At 50.7% G+C, this 22,789-nt stretch carries 18 protein-coding genes; 5 read left to right on the forward strand and 13 right to left on the reverse strand.

Features of this window, described 5'->3' with window-relative positions:
- Positions 1-10 precede the first annotated feature (10 nt).
- Entirely contained in the window at positions 11-754 is a 744-nt protein-coding gene (locus tag HOM51_11480; protein MBT5035125.1) for a hypothetical protein, read from the reverse strand.
- A 351-nt stretch (positions 755-1,105) separates the two neighbouring features.
- On the opposite strand from HOM51_11480, the gene HOM51_11485 reads away from it, so the two are divergent.
- Both HOM51_11485 and HOM51_11490 read left to right on the forward strand, forming a co-directional pair.
- On the forward strand, positions 1,106-2,362 hold the full coding sequence (locus tag HOM51_11485; protein ID MBT5035126.1) for an aminopeptidase P family protein: 1,257 nt from the start codon (positions 1,106-1,108) through the stop codon (positions 2,360-2,362).
- A gap of 106 nt (positions 2,363-2,468) precedes the next feature.
- Positions 2,469-3,788, forward strand: coding sequence for a hypothetical protein (locus tag HOM51_11490; protein MBT5035127.1), 1,320 nt, complete (start codon positions 2,469-2,471; stop codon positions 3,786-3,788).
- 14 nt (positions 3,789-3,802) lie between these two features.
- Here HOM51_11490 and HOM51_11495 read toward each other — a convergent pair whose 3' ends face one another.
- Positions 3,803-5,284, reverse strand: a complete 1,482-nt coding sequence (locus HOM51_11495; protein MBT5035128.1) for a Fic family protein — start codon at positions 5,282-5,284, stop codon at positions 3,803-3,805.
- Positions 5,285-5,476: 192 nt separating this feature from the next.
- On the opposite strand from HOM51_11495, the gene HOM51_11500 reads away from it, so the two are divergent.
- Entirely contained in the window at positions 5,477-6,997 is a 1,521-nt protein-coding gene (locus tag HOM51_11500; GenBank protein ID MBT5035129.1) for an MmgE/PrpD family protein, read from the forward strand.
- A gap of 31 nt (positions 6,998-7,028) precedes the next feature.
- Here the strand turns inward: HOM51_11500 and HOM51_11505 are convergent, their stop codons facing one another.
- From HOM51_11505 to HOM51_11515, 3 genes are all read right to left on the reverse strand, one after another.
- The gene (locus HOM51_11505) at positions 7,029-9,701 is read right to left on the reverse strand and encodes a response regulator (GenBank protein ID MBT5035130.1); all 2,673 of its coding nucleotides are present in this window, start codon (positions 9,699-9,701) and stop codon (positions 7,029-7,031) included.
- Between the two features lie 51 nt (positions 9,702-9,752).
- A complete protein-coding gene (locus tag HOM51_11510; GenBank protein ID MBT5035131.1) occupies positions 9,753-10,745 on the reverse strand; it encodes an ABC transporter substrate-binding protein in 993 nt (330 codons plus the stop codon).
- Between the two features lie 64 nt (positions 10,746-10,809).
- On the reverse strand, positions 10,810-11,613 hold the full coding sequence (locus HOM51_11515; protein MBT5035132.1) for an FkbM family methyltransferase: 804 nt from the start codon (positions 11,611-11,613) through the stop codon (positions 10,810-10,812).
- Positions 11,614-11,896: 283 nt separating this feature from the next.
- Here HOM51_11515 and HOM51_11520 point away from each other — a divergent pair, with 283 nt between their 5' ends.
- Positions 11,897-13,120: a pyruvate carboxyltransferase gene (locus tag HOM51_11520; GenBank protein ID MBT5035133.1), complete on the forward strand. Its 1,224-nt coding sequence runs from the start codon at positions 11,897-11,899 to the stop codon at positions 13,118-13,120.
- Between the two features lie 81 nt (positions 13,121-13,201).
- Here the strand turns inward: HOM51_11520 and HOM51_11525 are convergent, their stop codons facing one another.
- The 7 genes from HOM51_11525 to HOM51_11555 all read right to left on the reverse strand — a co-directional run bounded on the left by HOM51_11525 (position 13,202) and on the right by HOM51_11555 (position 20,948).
- The gene (locus tag HOM51_11525) at positions 13,202-14,917 is read right to left on the reverse strand and encodes a caspase family protein (GenBank protein ID MBT5035134.1); all 1,716 of its coding nucleotides are present in this window, start codon (positions 14,915-14,917) and stop codon (positions 13,202-13,204) included.
- A gap of 90 nt (positions 14,918-15,007) precedes the next feature.
- Positions 15,008-15,421: a hypothetical protein gene (locus HOM51_11530; GenBank protein MBT5035135.1), complete on the reverse strand. Its 414-nt coding sequence runs from the start codon at positions 15,419-15,421 to the stop codon at positions 15,008-15,010.
- 86 nt (positions 15,422-15,507) lie between these two features.
- Positions 15,508-16,974 carry a hypothetical protein gene (locus tag HOM51_11535; protein ID MBT5035136.1) on the reverse strand — a complete coding sequence of 489 codons (1,467 nt, stop codon included), beginning with the start codon at positions 16,972-16,974 and terminating at the stop codon, positions 15,508-15,510.
- A gap of 171 nt (positions 16,975-17,145) precedes the next feature.
- Positions 17,146-18,171, reverse strand: a complete 1,026-nt coding sequence (locus HOM51_11540) for a molybdopterin-dependent oxidoreductase (protein ID MBT5035137.1) — start codon at positions 18,169-18,171, stop codon at positions 17,146-17,148.
- A gap of 3 nt (positions 18,172-18,174) precedes the next feature.
- Positions 18,175-19,566, reverse strand: a complete 1,392-nt coding sequence (locus HOM51_11545; GenBank protein MBT5035138.1) for a molybdopterin-dependent oxidoreductase — start codon at positions 19,564-19,566, stop codon at positions 18,175-18,177.
- 17 nt (positions 19,567-19,583) lie between these two features.
- Positions 19,584-20,057, reverse strand: a complete 474-nt coding sequence (locus HOM51_11550; protein MBT5035139.1) for a (2Fe-2S)-binding protein — start codon at positions 20,055-20,057, stop codon at positions 19,584-19,586.
- Positions 20,058-20,081: 24 nt separating this feature from the next.
- Positions 20,082-20,948 (reverse strand): xanthine dehydrogenase family protein subunit M, encoded by an 867-nt coding sequence (locus HOM51_11555; GenBank protein ID MBT5035140.1) that lies wholly within the window; start codon positions 20,946-20,948, stop codon positions 20,082-20,084.
- Positions 20,949-21,238: 290 nt separating this feature from the next.
- Between HOM51_11555 and HOM51_11560 the strand changes: the two genes are divergently transcribed.
- Positions 21,239-22,444: a hypothetical protein gene (locus HOM51_11560; GenBank protein ID MBT5035141.1), complete on the forward strand. Its 1,206-nt coding sequence runs from the start codon at positions 21,239-21,241 to the stop codon at positions 22,442-22,444.
- A gap of 4 nt (positions 22,445-22,448) precedes the next feature.
- On the opposite strand, the gene HOM51_11565 is transcribed toward HOM51_11560, so the two are convergent.
- Positions 22,449-22,789, reverse strand: a 341-nt coding sequence (locus tag HOM51_11565) for a hypothetical protein (protein ID MBT5035142.1), incomplete at its 5' end; no start/stop codon positions are given.

Here is a 22,789-nt window from a genome sequence, read left to right on the forward strand (position 1 = left end):
TCGCGGTTTCCTAATTCGTTGAACCAACGGAGAACTGTCGGATCTTCAGCGGTTCCTTGGCTGCCGATGCTTCGTGTACCAACAGCGGGGCAGGTGCCTGGGCACCGACGTATTGTAGGAGTTCCTTGCTGGTAGTGTAAAAAATCTTCGACCAGCGATGATAAATCATCGCTCCTTTGGTGACTGATACCGTGACCATAACCTCGGGCCGAGGTTCAGACGGAAAAATACCATTGGCATCCGCGAGTTCATATAGAATGGCCCCGGCTGCAATGGTAGGTGCTGTGGGTGCGGCTATGCTGATTGCTGAAATACCGGCGATGCCACCCCCCATGACGTAGCCGCTCATGGGCGGCGGGACATACTGCTTATGCGGCACGGGGCGGACATCTGTGTGAATTCTGTAAGCGCCACCTCTGCTCAGCGAAACGGGCAACCCAGCTTGTGTCAGCCGTGTGATCAGGAGTTCGCGAAGGGCAACGGAAAATGGCATGGTCGGATCAGCGGCCTCAACAAAGAACGGGGTCTTCTTGTTGGGTAGTTTGACACGGGCTTGTTCGATGCCGGCGACGGTCTCCAGTGCTAATGCATCCCAATGGGCCGCGGCATGAACCCGCTGTTGCGCGACCGGCTTGCTGCCGATGTCTGTCGCCGTGCGCGTATAGGGCTGAGCGTCATACTGAGCCCTGTCATACATACAGCCAGTAAGCAGCACTACAGCTACCATGGGAACAAACTTTACGAACAAATTCATGCGAAGCCCCCGAAACCGAATCTACGTTACGCGTTATCCTATCACTGGTGACGTCATGTCTCAACTCGATTTGTCTGTCTACAGTATCGCAATATTTCTCAAGGCTCATTTTGGTCTATCAGGTACTGATTTGTGCCAAAAGGCAGCTAACGACAAATTGATGCCATTCTGCAAAAAATGTGTGGCTTTTAGCCATATTTTGCGTTTGCCAGCCTCCCTATGAGACACTATATTGCGCGCCATACTAAGCCTGTTATGGGCGCTCGTTTTTATCGATACGAAACGATTAGTCACGGATTTTAAATAAAGTTCCACCAAGGAACTTTAGAACTAAAAAAGAAAGGCAACTCGATGGCACGAAATAGCACAGCAAACTTTGGTTTGGGTGGGGTAGACTGGCAACAGCGGATTAACTGGGACCGGTTGCGGACCTACCGTACGGAGCGCGCTCGTGAGCGTATGAAGGCAGCCGGCCTCGGCGCCATGATCCTCATGTATGATGAGAACGTACGTTATGTAACCTCCACACTGACCCCGGGCTGGAACCGTCTGAAGCCGGGTCTTCGCTATGCGATGTTGGCTGGTGACGGCGCGCCTGTCTTGTTTGAACAAGGCGATATTGGTGCTCAAATTGCGGCTCACTGCCCTTGGATCCCGCCTGAGAACATCCGTTATTCCTATGCATGGATTAAGGGTGCCGCGGGTCCTGCTTCCTCTCAGCAGGTGAAGAAATTCATCCAGGCTGCCAAGGACGTCATGAAAGAAAACGGCGTTGAAGGCCAAAAGCTGGGCGTCGACTTCATGGACATCAACATGCTGAAAGCTTTCGAAGAAGAAGGCATTCACTGGGCCGACGGTATGTCGCCAATGATGGAAGCACGGGCTGTTAAGAACGTAGATGAGCAAGAATGCATGCGCATCGTTGGTGCCATTGGTGATGCGGCACACTGGGAATGCATGAAGTTCCTGGAGCCTGGCGTTACTGAGAACCAAGTTACGGCTCACATCATGAAGTTCCTGTTCAATATTCCAGGCATGGAAGACGTTGAAGACGTCATTGTCTCCTCTGGTCCTAACACATGGCCGAACTGGCGGAACTTCTCCGACCGGATTATTCAGCCGGGCGATATTGTGTTCATGGATTTGGCGGCTCTCACGTGGAACGGCTATAAATCTTGCTACTATCGGACATACTGCGTGGGTGCAGAACCGACCCAGGAGCAAAAAGATTACTACGCCAAGGCGTTGGAATGGCTGCAGGCCTCTATTGAAGCTGTGAAGCCGGGTGCTACGACCCGCGACATTGCTGAGAAATGGCCATCAGCGAAAGAAGCTTGGGGCTACGAAGAAGAAGACCAAGCGGCTGCCAACCTTTGGGGTCACGGTCTGGGTCTTGCTCAGTACGATCCTCCGGTTATCTCGCGGATTTGGTCCTTGGATCACCCACTTGAAATTCAAGAAGGCATGGTCTTCGCGCTGGAAACCCAGCACGGCAAGCCGCTTGAATGGGGTGTTCGGATTGAGGAAATGGTTATCGTTCACAGTGATGAGACTGAACTGATCACCCACTTCCCGATCGACCGCATCATGCCGGTGAAAGTCATCTAACTTAAGACTTTCAAAGACGAATTGGGGGGCGTCGGCGGTGATCAGCTCGATCACAATGTCGGCGCCCTTCGTCTTATTTTATCACGTTGGCAGAAAGTAACCTCTCATGACCGACTCACACATTGTTCTTCTTTCCTCACCTGAAGCGGTAAATTCAGATCGGTTCGGACCGAAGGCGGCAAATCAAGCAGCCTTGGGCCAAGCGGGCCTGCCGATCCCTGATGGCTTCTGCATTGGTGAAGACGCCTACCGCGCCCAGTTAGTGGCGGCTGGATTAGAAGAGAAAATGCGTGAATTTGGTGAAGCGGTATATGAGGACGCACGCTCTATCGCGATTGAAATTCGGCTGGCGCTCTATGAAGGCGACATGGACCCGGCGCTTCGCGAAGAGATTCTGGCCGCCCGCCAAGCCTTGATTGACCGCACCGGTGAACTAATGGTGGTTCGCTCATCAGCTTTGGTTGAAGATCGCGAAGGGTCCTCCTTTGCCGGACAGTTCGAAAGCTTTTTAGGGCTGGAGAGCGAAGAAGATTTTATTACTGCCGTGCGCGCCTGTTGGGCGGCGCTTTGGTCGGTTCGTGCCCTTCGGTATATGGATTCCCACGATATTAACCCTGCCAGTACGGCCATGGGGTTATTGGTGCAGCCGTTGGTGACGGCAGTTGCTTCTGGTGGCGGACTTAGCCAGATGGCAGCAGGCGGCATGCGGTTGAATGCGACATGGGGCTTGGGCGAAGCAATTGCCCAGGGCGAAGTCGTTCCCGATGCCTATGAGATCAACGACGATTTTGAAGTCATCGGCATGAACTTGGGGCGTAAATCCCACCGGATCGGTTGTGAGCACCATGGCTCTGCTAATCTACATAAGTCGACTGATGAAGAAGCTGAACAACACTGCCTCAGTGAAGAACAGGTTCTGGAACTTGCACATTTCCTGAAAAAATCCGAGGCCGTTATCGGCATGCCGGCAGAAATTGAATGGGCAATGGATGATAAAGGCTTCAAGCTTTTGCAGGTCCGTCCCCTACAGGTCAATCTGCCCAAGGCACCGACCAAAGTTTGGCGCCGTCACCCGGGTATTCAAGGTCAGCCTTCCGGTACAGGTGTCGCCGAAGGCCGCGCCTGCGTCATTAATTGCGAATGCGAGCTGTCTCGGGTCGCACCCGGCGATATTCTCATTACCACGGTTGCGGGCCCGTCCCTCAGCCAAATCCTGCCACGGGTATCAGGGGTTGTTGCAGAACTCGGCGGCAGTACCTCGCACTTGGCATCCTTGGCTCGCGAACGCGGCATCCCGACGGTTCTAGGTGTACAAGACGCGACCGAGGTCATCCCTGACGGCGCGCAAGTCTCTGTCGACGGCACCGGCGGCATCGTCCGCTGGATGGGTGGTGCGGATACGGGCCGGATGAATTTCGCACCTTAGTGTGCGAAGCTAAATTATAGACGGTCACCATATTCTTTTAACGCAATGGCAATGGCTGAATCGAGCCAATTACCGTATGCCGCTTGTATTTCCTCAATTTTTGTATTGTAGGTAAAGACAAATGGCTCAAGCGCGCATGGGAAAAATTCATGCTCTATATGTTTTCGGTCATCTGAATCTTCGAATGTTTCTAGCCGAGCAAATGCTGTCGCTTCCATGATCCCCGATAAATCGCTCCCCACATGATGGAAGGAGGTTACGAAAACGAGTCTCTCTCTTTCAAACCGGAATGAGGCTTTTACGAAATAGTGATCTTCATCAAAGTTGGCAGATTTACCAGCTTGCTTTGCTGTTTGAGTGACCTCAAACCGATACCAATGGGCAGTTTCATGATCAGGGCCACCATCAGAAATATGTACCTCCGATGGGGAAATGACAGCAAGTGAGTCCTTTAATTGGCTAAAGCTTTGTTCAAGGTCTCCGCGTGATTGCTGCCTCAATTCCTTAGCAACTGCATTTACCTTACGTAATTTAGTGTCATGTACTTCTCTCTTGCGATTGAATTTAGCCGCCAGATTGGCGATTACCGCAGTTGTTAATTTGTGCGCTTGATCGATATCCGTATCTGCATCAACGCTCAGCGCTTCCAATATTGCCGCTCTTTCTAATCGTGCAAATAAAGTCGCCAACGGAGTTAATTCGCCGAGGTCGGCACTTTCCAACGCATCAAGATATTCAGCACGCATATCACGATCGATGACCAGCGGAAGAAGATTCGCCCGCATTAAAATCAGTGTCGTGAGGGCGCGTGCGACACGTCCATTTCCATCTTGATAGGGATGAATTTGAGTAAAGCGATGATGAAACCATGTCGCTACGACAATTGGGTCTTCATCCTTATAATCATCCAGCCAATTCAGCAGATTTTCTATTTCTGATTCGACATGTATTGGGGGGCAGTACTCATGTATCGTTCCTTCGGGCCTTCTCGGATTATTTGGCTGCTCTTTAAAAGTTCCTCTGGCCAAGGCAATTTCGCGGCGATTTCCATGCTGATCGACTGCAGTAGTTGTATTCTGATGTTGTGTCAGCATGACATGAAGATCGTGCATAAAACCTTTTGTAAAATCGCGATTTCCTGCGACACAATCCATCACAAGTTGGATTGCGGATTCTTGATCACGAAGGATGTCTATTAGTCGAGATGGCTCAATATCGGTGTTTGTTCGGGCTACCAATTCTTCAATAAAGCCACGAGTGATGAGAGCTTCTGTTGTGCCGCGATCTAGATCGTATAGACGCTCCAATATACCGGTTTCAACGCTTAAGCGGCGGACAAGTCGGCCGATAAACGCCGTTAAGTTTTCAGAGCTGGATTCTTCAAGGCGTTTTCTTGCGTCCCACCAAGTTTCGTATAATGCATTCGTCGCAGCGAGGTCAATTTCCCTTTCCTTATCTGAAAGTGGTTCTATAGGTTTCCAATTGAAATCTTGCATTGTATTCCCTTTAATTCACGAACAGCAGAAAAATCAACTATGTCGGTAAAATTATCTTAATCACATCAACTTATACGATTTAAGTTATTTCTGTGCAATCGGATTTTTAGCGTAATATATTCATATTCTGGCGGCAATTTTTATTGCCCGTAAACAATACACGACAATAATTTTTAATTCGGAGAAAAGTCGATGCAAGAACACCTTATCAAGGTTCATCCCTCATCGGACAGGCTTGCTCGAGAAGATCAGTTTGCGTGGAAACTGGCGGCGTTTGCGACGTCCAGGCCCCCCATCAATGATGACGTTGCAGAGATGATTTCGTGTCGGCTTGTCGATAATGCCTCTGTCGCTTTGGTGAGTTTGAACCGTAGCTCTGTTGCCAATGCGCTTCGGATGGCGTTGACGCATCCTCGGGCGGGCGGGGCTTCGCTGTTTGGCTTGGCACCTGAGACAACCGTGCATGCGGAATGGGCAGCGTGGGCCAATGGCACGGCGGTGCGGGAGCTGGATTTTCACGACACTTATTTAGCCGCTGACTATGCGCATCCCGGCGACAGCATTCCGCCGCTGGTTGCTGTTGCCCAGCAATGTGGACGCAGTGGGGCCGATTTGGTACGTGCCATCGCGGTCGCCTATGAGGTCCATGTTCAGCTGGTCCGGCGGATTTGTTTGCATGAATACAAAAAAGATCATTCGGCGCACCTGATCGCGGACCAAACCGCAGGCCTGGGCGCGCTGTTGGACCTGCCGACGGAGATCGTCTATCAGGCGATTAATCAGGCGGTTCATATAGGTTTTTCAAGCCGCCAATCGCGCAAGGGCGAAATTTCTTCGTGGAAGGCTTACGTGCCAGGGCACAGTGGGAAGCTTGCTGTTGAAGCGATAGATCGCGCCATGCGCGGTGAGGGGGCTCCCAATCCAATCTATGAAGGCGAGGATTCTGTCATCGCCTGGATGCTGGGCGGACCTGAAGCAGAATATAGGGTGTTGCTGCCCGAAGCAGGCGAAGCGCCAAAAGGAATTCTGGAGACCTACACCAAGGCCCATTCGGCAGAGTATCAAGCCCAGGCATTGATCGACCTCGCCTTGGAAATGGGGGAGGGGTTGGATACGTCTCAGATCAAAGATATCACCCTCCACACCAGCGAACACACCCACACTGTCATCGGCACGGGTGCTAATGATCCGCAAAAGTCGGACCCGAAGGCCAGCCGAGAGACCCTGGACCATTCGATCACGTATATCCTAGCCGTCGCGTTGGAAGACCTGCGCTGGCACCACGTTGATAGCTACACACGGGAACGCGCATCACGTCCATCGACAGTCAAACTATGGCATTCAATTCGCACGGTCGAGGACCCGGTTTGGAGCGAACGCTACCACGCCACGGACCCGGCAGAGCAAGCCTTTGGCGGACGTTTGGAAATCACACTCGAAGACGGCACAGTCCTAAGTGGCGAAAAAGCTGCTGCTAATGCGCACCCCAACAGCGGGCAAGGCTGGGCATGGTCTGATTATCTTCAAAAGTTCGATGCCTTGACCGGGGACCTGATTAATGCGGGTGAACGTGATCGCTTTGTCGCTGGGGTCGAGCGTGTCGGTGCATTGAGTGCTGACGAAGTTAAACGCATAAATCCAGTTTTGCCCCCAGATGCAGGAATAGCAGGTGCCGCTCCCAGCACTGGAATTTTTGATTGGCCGCTATCTTAAGTAGCCGCCCTAATTTAGGTGTTCCTGCGAATTATGCAGCGGCGCAGGGATGATGGGTTGACCCAAGAGAGCTGTGTATAATTGCCGCCAATTGGTCGGATTGTATTGGTTTATGTAAGACCGAAAGACCAGCGTTCTCAATATACTTAAGCCGATCCGGAGATGTGTCGCCGGTGAGAATTATTCCCGGGACACGCGCTTCTAGGTCATCTCGCAATTTCTCGATTACCTGCACACCATCTACCGAGCCCTCTAATCGTAGATCCGAAATAATGAGGTCTGGCTGCTGAGTACTGTCTTCTTTAAGCAGGTTCTGGACTTCCTCCAATGACGGAGCCGCGATTGTATTGTAATCCCATGTTTCCAGGCGGAGTTTTAAACTTTCAAAAACGATAGGATCATCTTCGATAAAAACAATTGTTTTGGTCTTCACGTCGTCAGGTAGGTTGGTCGCCGCACTTGTGAGCAGTTGGGTATCGTCTATTTGACTTTCAATAATGAGAATATTCACCGCGAAAGTTGACCCTTGACCTTCCGTTGACTCAACAGTCAAGGGCAGCCCAAGCAAGTCCGCAGTCTTTTTTGCAATTGAAAGCCCCAGGCCTAAGCCTTTGGTCCGGTCGCGTTGTTCATTTCCGATCTGGTAAAATTCGTCGTAGATTTTATTGATTTTGTCGTTGGCAATGCCGATGCCAGAATCTGTAACTTCGATGCGGACTTGATCGCCGGTTTGATGGGCAGAAAACGAAATTTCTCCGCTTTCCGTATAGCGGATCGAATTGCTTAGAAAATTGCTTAAAATTTGGGATAAAAGCGCCTCGTCACATCGCACTTTAAACTGCCCGGGATCGATCTTGAATTTAAGTCCTTTAGCCTGTGCCTGTGTTTCATACTGGCCGGCCAATTGTACTATTAGAGCACCGACGTCGAATTCTGTCATTTCCGGCCGCAAGGTTTGCGATTCCAACTTGGAAATATCCAGCAGTGAGGCAAACAATCCATCCAGCGCGGAAACGGAATCATTTATACGGTCGATAAGCGTTTGGATCGATTTATCTTTGCTGACCGAGGTCGCAGATAATTTTTCTCCCAACACGGAAAGAAATAATTCCAGCGCTTGAAGAGGTTGGCGAACGTCGTGGCTGGCGGCTGCCAAGAAGGTGGATTTTGCACGGTTGGAGGATTCTGCCTGCACCCGGGCCTCGACTAAATTGCTAATATCGGTTTGAAAGAGAACCGTACCACCATCGTTTGTTTTAATTTGGTTGATTTGGATCGTTCGACCGTCATTCAATGTTCTATATAATTGGGCGTCCGATTCACGGAACTGTTCAAGACGATTCTGCACCCAAGCCTCGTCACGAGCTTGATTGTCGAGGGGTTGTGCCCGAGTAGCGGGAATTCGAATAAATTCTTCAAATAAAATTCCAGGTTTAATTATTTCCTCATGCCCGGGTCGCGTGCTGCGAAATTTTTTATTGAATACAACCAATTTTTCATCTGCATCAAAATAGGCAAACGCCTCATTCATGCTTTCAATCGCGATGGAAAGCTGTTGTTGGCTTTCTCGTAACTCTTGCTCGATCGCTTTCGCCTTCGTGACATCAACGCGGAGAAGGGCGGTGCCGCCTTCTTGAGTCTTATATTCGTAGATTTGAATGGTCCGTCCGTTAGGAAGAGACCGTTCCAAGGGGGCCGTCGGGTTGCGATGCTGTTCCAGGCGTTTTTGAATATTCTCTTCGTCCATTATTTGGCCGAATTTTTGCTTGTTCCGCTCGTTACGCACCCGGAGATACTCTTCAAAAGTGGTACCTGGTTTTATAATTTCACGGATGTCGTCGATCGCGGTCAGGTAGCTGTCGTTGTAGGCCACCAGCTTGTCTTCGGCGTCATAGAGCGCGAACCCTTCCTTGATACTGTTAATGGCATCCATCAGCCAAGTGTGTTCCCGCTGGGTTCTCCTTTCGCTTTCATTGAGGCTATCGGCCATCTTGTCGAAGGCCAAACCGACGTTTCCAATTTCGTCGTCCCGTTTCCAAGAAAATCGAAACCCTGTTTCCCCGGCACCAAACCGGGAAATGCCGCCCTGAAGTTTTTGGATTGGTACAATGATGCGCCAGATAATCACGGCTAAGAAAATTCCCCCCAAAGCCGCCAGAAAAGCCATCAAGGAACCGATCAGCCACTCAGCGTTTGTGGTTGCTGTGCCTAGGTCCTGACGGCTGCGCACAGATAAGATCGTCGCCTGCGACGCCATGGCTTGAGCCAGCGTTTGAACCTGGGAAAGCAAGCGCGTTTCTTGGACATGCAGTCTTAAACTGTGATCACCATTTATAAGCTCGGAATTGTTGCTTTTCACCGCCCGAACAAACAGGGCGTAGGCCTTGTCCTGAAATTTTTTGAGTTTTGCGACCCTGGCGTGATCTGCCGTGTCGGCGAAGCTTGACTGAGCCAACAACTTTTTAAGTGATCGGTGCTTGTTCAGCAGTTGTTGCTCGACACGTGCGGTGTTGTGGTGATGGAGAAGATATTCCGTGGTGAGCGATGAAAACTGAAATACTGCCGTGCTAATTTCCTGTGCAAACTGGTCTCGTGCAAGGGCGTCTTGATAATTGCGCGATACCCCCAGAAGACCAATCGAAACGCCCCCAACAGCCAACGCTGAAATGATCGCCCCCATAAAGATGATGATTCTGATGCGCATTTGGTATTAGTTGTATTGTTCCATCGACGTATAAATTAATAGCATAGGTTATCAAAAAACCGTTACTGAACTAGGGCTTACTTGTTTTAACGGCGGGATAAAAAGGAAGTCCAGATAGTTCGGCTGAATTGTGTCGGGGACAAGATTTAATTGGGATGCCCACCGTGCCTGTGCATCAAGAGTCGAAAGCAACCATTGATGGAGGCTGATCTCGAAGCTGAAATCTTTCCATATCGCCGCGATCAGGGCTAAATCTTTCCCGAGACGCGAAGCAACGATGCGCTGGGTTTCTTGCCTGTGTGCCTTGATATATTCCGTGGCTTTGATCAAAGATCGAATCATGCGTTTTAGAACATCCGGATTCTTTTTAGCGTAATCCCGCATCACGATGGCATTAAAAGTTTCGATATAAGCGCGGTCGTGGGGAACCTCGAAACCATCCTTTCCCAACCCAGTCAGGGCAAGATGCGAGATAGGTTCCCACACAACGATCGCATCCACGTCGCCCTGCTTTAGCGCCGCCGGAGCACTCTCCGGGTTCAGGTGACTCACCTTTATTGTCGTGCGATCTACGCCGTTTAAAGCCAATGTCTCATCAAGGAAGAACTGCGCTGATGATCCTAAAACGGTTCCAATCCGGCGTCCGGCCAAGTCCTTAACACGACGAATGTTGGTGTTTTTTCGTGTTACGATTTTAACATCATTGTCAGAACTGACGAAGGTGCAGACCATGGTGAAATCCGACCGTTTGAAGCTGTTGAACATCACCACCGCTTCCGATGATGTGGCGATGTCTGCCTTTCCCTCAAATAAAGCCTTGATGGTACGGTGCCCGCCAATGAAATCTTTAACCTTAACGTCCAGGCCGTTCTTTCTGAAATAACCCTTCTCATGGGCAATAATAAACGGCGCGGAAAGCGGTGTCAGCGACATGGCGACCGTGACCGGCTTGACTGTCGGGGCCGCACGCGCCGGAAGAAGTGCGGCGAGCATGAACGCCACAGCAAAAGTGAGGCCCCAGATCGTGTTATAACGCATCTGCATGGTTACAATACTATCTTTGTTCTTAAACTATGTATGCACATATGTTTGTGTGCAAAATAAAAATTTACGGCAAGATAGAGACCAAATCCTCAGGTGCTTTGAGTTCCGGCAGCCCCTCGATATTTTGTTCCACTTCCTGGGGTAGGCATAGCATGTTGGCCGAAACACTTTCGCCGAAATAATTGTTGGTGTTCTTATAAAAGTTATTTGGCTCGTAAAACGGGGCCAAATGCAAATAGAGCCGGTAGTCCAAGCCCAAAAGAGCCAGAATCAACTCGGCTGCATTCTGTTTGCGGTCATTTTCAACATATATGATGGGCCGCAATCTTTGGATGGTTTCGCCAGCACCTGCGATGACCTGTGCTTCCATCCCTTCGACGTCGATTTTTATTAATCGGCAGGCGTCCAGATTAAGCGAATCAATGGTGATGATATCAACAGATGTGCCCTGACTTGTGTCCTGAGACAGTTCAACGCCGCCAAAGTTCCCATCCGCTGCATAATCAAGTGTCGGCACGTTCAGGGTGCCCGCTTCACGACCGACCCCTGCTTGGTACAGGCTCACATTGGTCAAGCAATTTGTCTCAACATTTGAAGATAAAAGCTCAAATACCGGTATCTGCGGCTCAAACGCTAAAACACGCCCCGTCGGTGTCACTAGCCGGGCCAACGCAACGGTAAAGACACCGATGTTGGCACCAACATCTAGAACAGTTGATCCTGGGGCGATAAAGGCTTGGAACAGAACCGTCTCATGCGCTGAATACTGGCCATAGGCTTCCAACGACCTGCCAATAAACACGTCGGAAGCGATCCACGTCATGGGACCGTGAAGGGTATTGCCGGATTTTGTTTCGAAATTGGGCATGAATATCGCCTGTTAAATTGACCATATCAGACATTAATGAATACTGCCTTTATGATCAGTTAATGGGGCTCGGAACCAACGAATTAGAAATCGTTCCTGACGGCACGAAAATTGTCTAAATTCAAGCATTTTTGGGTTTGCCAGCCCTTGTTTGAACGCCTATATTGCGCGCCACGCTGCACCCGATTGTAATCGTAGCCGGGGCAACCGTTTTTTCCTGTTTTTTACGTCGATTTTGCAGCAATTGCGAATTTTTCAGATTGTCTCTAAAGGAGCGTTACACATGTCCGAGCCATGGAAATCAGATAACTGGTTCACCAGTTCCTGGAACTTCGAAGACGAAGTCACCAAGGAATTCCAGTTTGCCAAAGAAGTTAAGATCCACGACGTCACACTGCGTGATGGCGAACAACAAACCGGCGTCGCATTCAGCTTTGATGACAAGATCCGGATCGCTGAAGGCCTGGCCGAAGCCGGCATTCACCGTATCGAAGCGGGTCTGCCTGCTGTATCACCAGCCGACTTCAAGGCGATCCATGAGATCAACAGCCGTAATCTCGGCCCTGAAATCTATTCCTTCTGCCGCTGCATGAAGGGCGACATCGACGCTTCTGTCGATTGCGGCGTTAAGGGTTTGATTATGGAAGTTCCGGCTTCCACCCACTTGATCGAGAATGCCTACAAATGGCCGCTCGAGAAAGCCATCGACCTTTCCATCGAAGCCACCGCCTACGCCCACGAAAAGGGCCTGGAAGTTGTCTTCTTCCCGATCGATTTCTCGCGTTCGGAAATTGACTGGGTATTGAACCTGATCAACCGGGTTGCCACCGAAGGCCACATGGATGCGTTGGCGTTGGTCGACACATTCGGTGTTCTGTCGCCGCATGCGGTTCAGTTCTTCGTTCGCGCCGTGAAAGCTAAATTCCCCGATACCCGTTTGGAAACACACTTCCATCAGGACTTCGGCATGGGTGTTGCGAACACCATCTTGGCCTTGGCGGAAGGCGCAGAAGTCGTGCACTCCACCGTTCTGGGGCTTGGCGAACGCGCCGGTAACGCCCCGACGGAAGATACCGTCATGGCATTGCTGACCATGTATGACATCGATTGTGGTCTGAACTACGACAAGCTTTATCCTTTGGCCAAAATGGTTCAGGAAATCGCCAACGTCGACGTGCCTTCCAACCGCTCTGTTGTTGGCGATAGCGTGTTCCAAGTTGAATCCGGCATCATCGCTAACTGGTTCCGCAACTGTGGCACCGAGCACCAGACCGAACTGTTCCCGTTCCGTCCTGAATTCGTTGGCCAACCTTCGGCTGACGTTGTCATGGGTAAGGGTTCTGGCATCGACTCCATCAAAATTTGGTTGGAGCGTTTCCAAATCCAAGCCACCGACGAACAGGCTCAGGCCATTCTGATGGCTGTGAAAGCTAAAGGCAGCGATACCAGCCGCTTGCTGACTGACGAGGAGTTCCGCTCCATCGCCAGCGACGCAATCGCGGCCTAAGCAAGCTTAAGCTTAAGTCTTTAAAAAAGCCCTCGGCGGGGAAACCTGCCGGGGGCTTTTTGTTGCCTATGTTCTTGTTTGTTAATATTGAGAGTTTAGGTTGTCGTCATCTTCATCGCTGGGGAAGTCTTCGTCTTTATCTTCCTTAAACACCTTTGGTTGCACCCAAGCTTTGGGAGCATTGCCCAAGAGCCGTGTCGCCAGACGTTTAGCCCCGTCGGCGAAGGCGGTATCAACTGCGCGTCGAGTTGCTGTGTTGCGGTTTCTGTAGTCACTGACTTTTAAGTAGCCGTGGCCGGTTTCTGTGATTGTCTTGCCGGTGGTTTGATCGTTGGCAACGACCATGACTTCAACATCGACAACGACTTCGAATTGCCGAACTCTGGAGGCCATGGCTTGCCCGATATTGCCGAACAACCCTTGCATCAACGCCGCCCCCGCCATGGAACTGGCATAATTGGGATTTTGGATGTTGATGTAATCTAGCTTCATGATCGACGCGTTGACCAAAGTATCCGTAGGTGCGACCGCGCCATTACGAACGACGTGGCTGCTAGGAACAATTTTGAGTGCCTGATGAATTTTATCGGTCGCCCAGGGGACGGACTTGTTGTCATGTTTCACAGGCGTGACGAAAAAGATTTTTGCCCCTTTCGGGCGTGGTGCCAAGGGTAAACGAACCTGCCGTTGAACAGGGGCGGGCTTGGCCTTCGGCGGCGTTGTCGTGCGTGGAACGGGACGAACCGATGCGACCTTTAATTTTTTTAGTTTTTTAATTCTCCGCTTTGCAATTCTAACGAATTTTCCTTTGGGATATTCCTTCATATAGTCTTTGTAATCACCGGCATCATCGCTGTCCTTAATTGACCGCCAGAATTCAAGTTCGATGGCTGGATCGGCTACTGGTGCTTGTGCGGGTGCCGGTACGCGTGCAGGTGCGGCGGGACGGGCGGCTGGCAGCGGGCGGGCCGGTGGTAGGGCCGCAAGTTTGGGTGCGCTTTTGCCGCTCGGAAGGAACGAAAAATCTCCGGTCAGAGATGATGATTCCCACGGCGTTTGCTCGTCCTTGGTGTTTGTTCTGACAGCAATCCGAACTTGTTTGAAAACTTGTTCAACGGGTGCGCCGGGAATGCGCATGGCCCGCGCCAGGGCTTGGCTATAGGGACTGTTCGTCCCGGTACCGTCGGCGGCAACATCGCCGGGGGCGGTAGAGTAGGCGACCAAGGTTCCGCTGGGCGCACTCATCCGGGCAAGACCACGCGAGGCCGAGCGGAAGCTGCGGGAATAAGGATTATTTCGACACGCGTCCAGGATCACAAAATTGAGTTTGTTGCCGGCGAACTCCATAGCCTCAAGAATGTTATTGGCGTCCACGGCTTCGTCATCGACTTCGTAGTCACGTTGAATTTCAGCATCGATTGGGACTAAAAAATTCTTACCCTTAACTTGAAGCCCGTGCCCGGCATAGTAAAACAAGCCAACTGCCGTTGGCCCGCCAGCGCGCAATTTCTCTTCGAACTTTACGATGGCGCGGCGCATTTTTTTGCGGGTTACATCCAGGTGCTCGATCACTTCGAAGCCCAATTCTTGCAGGGTTTGAGAGATCAAACGCGCATCATTGACCGGATTGGCGAGAGGATTACTTTCATAGGCACTGTTGCCAATGACCAAGGCAATGCGCGCCTGTTTTGCGGCACTTGCGGGTTCAGTGAAAAAGCCAATAAGGCAAAGGGACACGGCGATGAGCCCCATCACGCGCCCCCATGCCAACACCCGTGTGTTTTCCACTATCCCCATGACACCCCTGCCAAACACTTATTAGTTGCCTGATCATGACAAGCGCACTTGGAAATGACAAGCGAAAGCAGAGGAGAGGGCGGGCTGACCTTAGGCTTTGAGGTCTTTCAGCGCCCGCCAGTCACTATCACCCGGCCGTTTCACCATCCAGTAGTTCCAGCCGTTCAGGGCAACAGATTTTGCCGACTTGGTCTTCGCAATGCCACCAGCTGCGGCAGACGGGCTATGGAACGTGCGACCCTCGACCTGCCACGCGGCATTCGAAATTTCGCCGGTATATTCGACCCCATTGTAGTCCATGCGGAGCAGGGTGCCTGACGCCAGCGCAACACCCTTGCCGCGCCAGGGCTTCCCCGTCGGTGGCTTCGGCTTTGCACTTCTGGTGGTGTCAATTCCCAACAACCGCCGCAACGCCTCATTCGGCGTCTCAGAAAACCCTCGCCGGGCATTCTCAATGGTCTTGTGAACTTCAAAATCGATTGCAATGGCACATGTTTCAGTCATGGCTTTTTCCTTATTTGGTTATTCATCCAGGGAAGAATAGCAGAATTTAGGTAATTTGTAAAGTAAAAATAGTAATATTAGTAAAATTACCGATAATTCTGGTTTTTGATGAAGCCATCAGTGGTGCAGACCGATCCCGATTTCTTAAAATCTTCCTTTTTCTTTTCGTCACTTATTAGCCCAATATCCCGGGTCAAAACTAAACGCTTGTTCGATTTTGCCACCTTGGCCCCATCAACAATCAGACGAATTACCCTGGCGTCAGCATCATAATTTGAATGCGCATCGATGGGGTTTGCCCAATTTAAATAAGCGGCATATTTAGTTTCTTCGGCGACGTTTAGAACAACATTGGTCAACTTAGAACAGAACCGTGAGTCAATGTGTTGGCCGGAATAATTTTCTGGGATTGGATAGCTTAGCAGATCGTTGGGATCGCTAAATGCGACGATGTTAAGCTCATTGAGCCATTTATCTGTATTGTTTGGATTGCAGTAGGTACCACGAGACCGGGTTATTGGTTTATACTTAGAAATGTAACCAATGCGAAGCACAGGCAGTTGATTTGCGAGCATGTAAATTGCGACAGATTTCCTTTTTAATTCATTATAGAATTTCACTAAATCAGGTTTTTTTGATTTATCTTCTTTAGATAATCGCGGAGCCATTTCTGTCAGTGCATCGATGACAATCTGGCTGCCGAGGCTAAATGTTACAATTGCATACTCATCCGTCTTGACCTGATCTGCTGCCGTTCTTTTTTCTGGTGCTAAAGTTTTTCCATCCCACTCACAACGATCAGAATCTTTCTTGGTTAAGCGGTAGTCGCTCCAATCACCCCGAGTCATCCAGCAAAGGGATTGTTCTACCGAATCCAATATTTTTGAACCCAGAGACCCTACATTATCTTTGCGTGCGTAGATTAGGGGATCGATAGCACGGTCGTTCAGAAATCTTTTAATCTTATCATTAATAAATGCCCGTTTGAGCCCAAATTTCACCTCATTATCATAGAGTAAAGCTTTCCGCTCCTCTTCAATTATTGGCGACCATGTCACCTCAAAAATAGTTAAAGAGCTTGGTCCCGGATCTGATTTATTCTTATCCGCTTTGCGATAATTCTTTATCGTTAAAAAGGGTGCTCCGTGTCGAAACTGATTTGGCAGGTCATTTCCATTTTCTGATTTTTCGTTCTTGAGTTTGAGATTAAGCTTGTAGGTGTCTTCACCTTTATCTTTCATTCCTAGTTCGTGGATGAGGTTTAGAACCAGTCTCTTAGAGTAATCTTGAGGATGGTATCCGATACCATGAACAATCAATAATTTTAGATTTTTTGAAGATGCCGAACTCTCCCGTAATCCGCGGAATGCGTGCCCGTCTACGACGCAATTGCCAGAATTCCCTTTGCCAATATCATCATATAATTTAATTGCGCGATCAAACGCACGGTCAACATCCAAATGCTCAAAAGTCCAAATTGAATACTTTTCAGCGCAGGCCGATAAAGTCATGGCACCTGCAATCAATGCAACATACCTAAGCGGACTGAACATCTCCCTTCCCCCCCCGGGGTTGTTTTTTTAAAACCTATAGATAGTACTTATAATTCTTATATTTATTAAAAAGTGTGTCAATAGGCATGGGTAATCAAACATTAAACGCGGGGTACGAAATTAATGATTCACTAAATTTCTGATCCTATGGATTCACTATAGTGCGTCTCGTTACTCCGCAGCCGGCAGCGCCTTCTGTTCGCCATCCCGCTTGTCCATGATCGCCATCAGCACTTTCTCTGCGGTCATGGGTAGGGATTTTATCCGCACGCCAACAGCATCGAAGATTGCGTTACCGATGGCGCCCGACGTTGGAACCGCGGTTGGCTCGCCGACACCCTTAGCGCCAAATGGCCCCGTCGGGTCGTAGTTATCGACGATGTCGACTTCGATTTCCGGCATGTCGAGGCTGGTCGGCATGATGTAGTTGGTCAGGTTCGGGTTGACCTGAGAGCCATCATCCTTGAACAGCATTTCTTCCTGTAGCGCCATGCCGACGCCCATGGAAATGCCGCCTTCGATTTGGCCTTCGACGAGCATGGGGTTGATCGCCGTGCCGCAATCGTGGGCCGCGTAGATCTTCGTCACCTGAACTTCGCCGGTTTCATCGTCGACTTCGACTTCGGCGATTTGGGTGGCGTAGACGTAGGTGCTGAACGGTTTGCCTTCGCCGGTTTCCGGGTCCATGGCCACCGTCGGCGGATTGTAAGACGCACTACCAATAGCAGGTGTCCCATTCACAAATTGGCATTGGTGTGCGAGATCGCCGATGTTGATGGCGCGTTGAGGAAAGCCAAGCACCCGGACCGTGCGGTCCACGGCTTCAAGCTGATCCACACGAACGCCCAGCATCGGGGCGGCGCATTCAAACAAGATCGTGCGCGCACGTTCTGCTGCTAATTTGATCGCGTTGCCGGTGACGTAGGTCGTGCGGCTGGCGATGGCGCCTGTGTCCATAGGGGTGGTATCTGTATCGCCACTGACGATGTTCACATCATCCAAGGAAATACCCAACGCTTCGGCGCAAATTTGACCGAGGGCTGTTAACGAACCCTGGCCGGTTTCGACCGTACCGGTTTGCAACGTTGCGGTGCCATCTTCACAGACCATGACCGTTGCGGCGGAGGGATTGGAAATCACAGTGAACCCAATCGGGTACCACATGCAGGCCATGCCGCGTCCTTTTTTAATCGCCATGACTTAGTTCTCCTTCCAACCGGCGCGTTCTGACGCCATTTTTAATGACTCGCGAACGGCAACGGATGCTAATTGTTGGCCCGTGGGGCTGCTTGATCCTTCATGGAAGGCATTCCTCATACGAATTTCCAAGGGGTCTAACCCGAGGGCATGAGCGATGTCATCCATGTGAGATTCATAGGCGAAGCAAACCTGCGGGGCACCGAAGCCGCGCATGGCACCAGTCATGACCTTGTTGGTGTAGACCGCGTAGGCGTTCACTTCCAGATTATCAATGTTGTAAGGACCCGCGGCTAAGATGCAGCCCTTGCCCATGGTGGTTTCCGACCACGAACAATAAGCACCACCGTCGCAGACGATTTTGATTTTACGCGCGACAATCTTGCCGTCGTTCATGACGCCTGTTTTGTAATCCATATAGAACGGATGGCGGGTGGTGGATGACAGAAATTCATCTTCGCGGGTATAGACGTGCCGCACAGGGCGGTCTGTCTTCTTCGCCAACAAGGCCAAGATCGGCTCAACCGTCAGTTCGTTCTTGCCGCCGAAGTTGCCGCCGACGATGGTCGCGGTGACGCGGATTTTGTTGTAGGGGACTTGCAGAATTCGGCTGAGGTCCGCCCGGCCTAACGTGATCCGACCCAATGACGACCACACCAATAAGCGGCCGTTGACGTCCCAAGTTGCAGCAGAAGCATGCGGCTCCATCGGTACGTGTTCGATCATTTGGGTGGTGAATGAGTCTTCAAAAATATGATCACATTCGGCGAAGGCTTTCTCGGCGTCGCCCTTTTTGATTTGTTTGGAGGCATAGATGTTGCTCTTGCCGTCGTGCACCTGCGGTGCGCCCTCTTTCATGGCGTCGATGGGATTAAAAATCGGGGTCAAAGGCTCATACTCGACCTTGATCTTTTTCAGCGCATCGATGCACTGCTGTTCGGTCTCTGCCGCGACAGCTGCAACCGGGTCACCAACGTGGTGCACCTTGTCGGCGTTGATCAGAGGTTGGTCCTGAAGCGAAGGGCCGAAGGAATTGACCGGGATTTCCGAGCCGACCAAGGTCGCCTTAACGCCGGGCATTTTAGCCGCTTCGCTGACGTCTACGCTTTTGATCCGGGCATGGGCGATTTCGGCGCGCTTGACCTTGGCGAACAATTGATTGGGCCAGGTCATGTCGTCGATGTATTCGGTCCGGCCCAAGCCATGGGCGCGGGCATCAACCCGCACGACCCGCTGGCCGACGGCTGGGGTCTGTTGATTGGCATCGGCAATGATCGTTTGAAGATCGCTACCCTTCTTAGGCGCTGCGGGGAGTTTGATTTCAGCGTCTGCGCGTTTAAGAAGTTCCGGCGTGTTTGTATCAGTAGCGGCGCCGTCTTTGACTGTAATGACCATGATGTGTTTCCTTACCCTTAAGCCGCTTCGGACTTATTATTTGCAGCGAGTTCCATAACCGCGTCGATCATTTTGACGTACCCTGTGCAACGGCAGAGATTGCCTGCCAATGCATCGCGAACTTCCAGGCGCGTCGGATCGGGGTTTTTGTTCAGTAGTGCCTTGGCCGACATGATGACCCCCGGGCCACAGAAGCCACACTGCAAGGAAGCATGGGTTTCAAAAATCTTTTGAATCGGGTCCAGGTTGTTTGGTGTGCCGAGCCCTTCGATGGAAAGGACCTCTCTACCATTCGCCTGACCGGCAAGAACCAAGCACGAATTGACCGGCTTGCCATCCAGTAAGACGGTGCACGCACCACAGTCGCCAACTTCACAACCGGACTTCGATCCGGTCATGCCCCACTGTTCGCGAAGCGCACTGAGGAGCGTCGTTTCCGGCGGCACGCTAGCGGTCTTTTCTTCGCCGTTTACGGTGACTTTAATTTCCATGGATATTTGCTCCTACTAACTCGTCTATTTTTGGCCAAGGGCGATGGATTGTTCCACGCAGCGCTTGGTCAAGACTTTGATCAGTTCATTCCGGTACGCCTTGGAGGCGCGAAAATCGTCGATGGGGGCGGTTTCCGAAAGCGCGATTTCTGCCGCCTCGTTGATGGCTTGGGCATCATCCGCGCTCTTGCCTTCCAGGTGGGCTTCCGCCTTAAGACACCTGATGACAACAGGCGCGACTGCACCCAACGAAATCCGCACATCCGTCATCTTGCCGTCTTTCACATGGAGAGACCCAGCCGCATTTACAAGAGCCAGGGCTTGGCCCTTGCGCAGTCCAAATTTATGAAACACCGTCGGTTTTTTCAGGTTCTTTTTCGGCACCACGATGTCGGTGATGATCTCGTCTGCTTCCAATGATGTTTTGCGTACAAATACGAAGAGATCTTCCAGGCTCGACGTCCGCGCACCCTTGGCCCCCAAGATGTTCACCGTCGCTTCCAACGCCATCAGCGTTGGGCCACTGTCCATGGACGGTACGCAAGTCACGAGATTCCCAGCCAACGTCCCCAAAGTCCGGGTCTGTACAGCACCAATCGTATGCGCCGCATCTTGCAGAGCAGGGGCGTGCTCCGCTACCAGGTCAGAGTCCATGATTTCCGTATGGGTGACCGATGCACCGATGCGGAGGCCCTCGTCTGTTAGTTCAATCCCACGCAGTTCTTCCAGTTGGGAGACATCGACTAAGGTCTCTGCCGCCGACGCCTCATGCTTGATTTCAACCAACAGGTCGGTGCCGCCCGCAACAGGCTTGCCATTGGGGGCCGCCGCAGCCAAGGCTTTAACCGCTTCTTCCGCATTGGATGCCGAAACAAATTCAAATGGTCTCAAGGTCTTTATCCTATTCTTTACGAGAATAATTGCCAGAAAATTTAAGGGTAAAATCCAACCTTAATTGTGTGGATTTCGTCCCTTGAAATCGTTAGCACGAACTTCTTCTTTTCCCCACCAAAAGTCAAGCTGTGAAATATCACAGTTTAGAAATGTTCTAGATAAAGGGTGCTGGGCTAGGCTTATGTGAAGTGTACGAAAAAATCGTTTGACTTTTGTACGAAATATTCATACATTCTCATCGCTTTGAATAATTAACGCTAAAAAACACCACAAACCAGGAGCCTCCCATGGCCAAGTTTTCTGACAACGATCCCTTAAATCCCGCCAACGTCGCACAAGATATCCCCGTCCGAGACACGGCTCCGGGCTTGGAAGGGGATCTGGCCGGGCAGGGAACGGCTAATACGGGTGAAAATGTGAAACTCGACACCCCGCCGTCCCTGTCCGGTCCTTTGCCAGCGCCAGCGCCTGACCCTGACCCAGACCCGGCCCCTGATCCCTCGCCAGAGCCAATGCCAAACCCAATTCCTGTCCCCGCACCAGAACGCCCGACCATCCCCAACCTGCCAAAACCGCGCAAGGTCATGCCTGAACTCCGCGAAGACTACATCAAGGCGTATAAAACCTACTTCATGCACACAGGCGACCATCAAATCGCCAAGGAACTCGGACTCCTGGAACTCAGACGCTCGTGGGCAGAAACCAGCGCCGATGGATCAGGTCGTCTCACCAAACACGCGCCAGAACTCGAATACCCATCGCTCTCCGCCGAGGTCATAAAACAGCGCTTCGAAACCGACCTAAAAGCCCAAGGCTTCGACCCTGAAACCACCTTCCTAAAAACCGACGACCAAACCCGAACAGAATCCAAAACCATGCACCCAACGTATGCGCTGACGGTAAATGGCAAGGCGCTTACTTTGCCCGATGGTGCTGCCCTCAGGTGGAAACCGAATGAGGGATTGTTTCAAATTCAAATAGCCGCCAACGAAGATGAAGAAAATGGTGATGGTGGTCGTGAGAAAGGAAATGAAGCTAATGCCGATGACAGAAAGCCTCAAGAATCAAATAAGGGAGATCACGCAGATGAATGCCGTTCACTTGAAGTCGATGGATACACAATTAATCAAAAAATTAATAAGGTATCCCCAGAAGTGAACCGGAGATATTCTAAGCTAGAAGGACTCCGCAGGGACCTAGTAAGTGAATACCGAAAATATGATGAAAATCTAGCCGAGACTCTTTTGAAATCAATTCCAAGAAAAATTCCCAAGCCCAATTTACCTTCGGCGATGCTCACATTGTTTAGAACAGCCTGGAACTTGGCGAGTAAATTGCAGGAACGGGATAAAATAGATGCAAAACTTAATGAACTCGAAGCACTTAAAAATCAACTGGTTCCAGAATACGAATCATACCTTAAGAAAGAAACTGAGCTTAAATGGGAACTCCGGGCGAACACTCAAAAACGTGAGCGACTAAACTGTGGCTAAATTTTTAAAACCTCCCTTTAAATAACGACCGTAATTTATCGGCACCTGCTTGATCAAAGTGAGAATCAAATTTCTCCCAAGGGTTCTCTTTGCCACCGCTAGCTTTATAAACTGTGAGCCAAAAGATAGACCGTACTGTATTTTGGAGCGATGGAGTTTCTAGATTATACCGCCGAAACAATTCAAATTGAGCAGGCATATAGCCTTTAGCTGCTAATTTCTTGAGGCCTAAGCTTTTCCAGAGCTGATCGTTTCGTTTGTTTATAAAATCTAGTTCCTGATCAAAACTCGCTTTTAAATCTCCCTTTTTGATTGCGACTAACGCTAGCAACCAGTGAAGATAAC

The sequence above is a fragment of the Rhodospirillaceae bacterium genome, assembly GCA_018660465.1.
In the GTDB taxonomy this organism is placed as follows: domain Bacteria; phylum Pseudomonadota; class Alphaproteobacteria; order Rhodospirillales; family JABJKH01; genus JABJKH01.

Excerpts from the sequence above, each read along its gene's own strand:
- HOM51_11480 (MBT5035125.1), bottom strand. The coding sequence starts at position 754 with ATGAATTTGTTCGTAAAGTTTGTTCCCATGGTAGCTGTAGTGCTGCTT.
- HOM51_11485 (MBT5035126.1), top strand. The coding sequence starts at position 1,106 with ATGGCACGAAATAGCACAGCAAACTTTGGTTTGGGTGGGGTAGACTGG.
- HOM51_11490 (MBT5035127.1), top strand. The coding sequence starts at position 2,469 with ATGACCGACTCACACATTGTTCTTCTTTCCTCACCTGAAGCGGTAAAT.
- HOM51_11495 (MBT5035128.1), bottom strand. The coding sequence starts at position 5,284 with ATGCAAGATTTCAATTGGAAACCTATAGAACCACTTTCAGATAAGGAA.
- HOM51_11500 (MBT5035129.1), top strand. The coding sequence starts at position 5,477 with ATGCAAGAACACCTTATCAAGGTTCATCCCTCATCGGACAGGCTTGCT.
- HOM51_11505 (MBT5035130.1), bottom strand. The coding sequence starts at position 9,701 with ATGCGCATCAGAATCATCATCTTTATGGGGGCGATCATTTCAGCGTTG.
- HOM51_11510 (MBT5035131.1), bottom strand. The coding sequence starts at position 10,745 with ATGCAGATGCGTTATAACACGATCTGGGGCCTCACTTTTGCTGTGGCG.
- HOM51_11515 (MBT5035132.1), bottom strand. The coding sequence starts at position 11,613 with ATGCCCAATTTCGAAACAAAATCCGGCAATACCCTTCACGGTCCCATG.
- HOM51_11520 (MBT5035133.1), top strand. The coding sequence starts at position 11,897 with ATGTCCGAGCCATGGAAATCAGATAACTGGTTCACCAGTTCCTGGAAC.
- HOM51_11525 (MBT5035134.1), bottom strand. The coding sequence starts at position 14,917 with ATGGGGATAGTGGAAAACACACGGGTGTTGGCATGGGGGCGCGTGATG.
- HOM51_11530 (MBT5035135.1), bottom strand. The coding sequence starts at position 15,421 with ATGACTGAAACATGTGCCATTGCAATCGATTTTGAAGTTCACAAGACC.
- HOM51_11535 (MBT5035136.1), bottom strand. The coding sequence starts at position 16,974 with ATGTTCAGTCCGCTTAGGTATGTTGCATTGATTGCAGGTGCCATGACT.
- HOM51_11540 (MBT5035137.1), bottom strand. The coding sequence starts at position 18,171 with ATGGCGATTAAAAAAGGACGCGGCATGGCCTGCATGTGGTACCCGATT.
- HOM51_11545 (MBT5035138.1), bottom strand. The coding sequence starts at position 19,566 with ATGGTCATTACAGTCAAAGACGGCGCCGCTACTGATACAAACACGCCG.
- HOM51_11550 (MBT5035139.1), bottom strand. The coding sequence starts at position 20,057 with ATGGAAATTAAAGTCACCGTAAACGGCGAAGAAAAGACCGCTAGCGTG.
- HOM51_11560 (MBT5035141.1), top strand. The coding sequence starts at position 21,239 with ATGGCCAAGTTTTCTGACAACGATCCCTTAAATCCCGCCAACGTCGCA.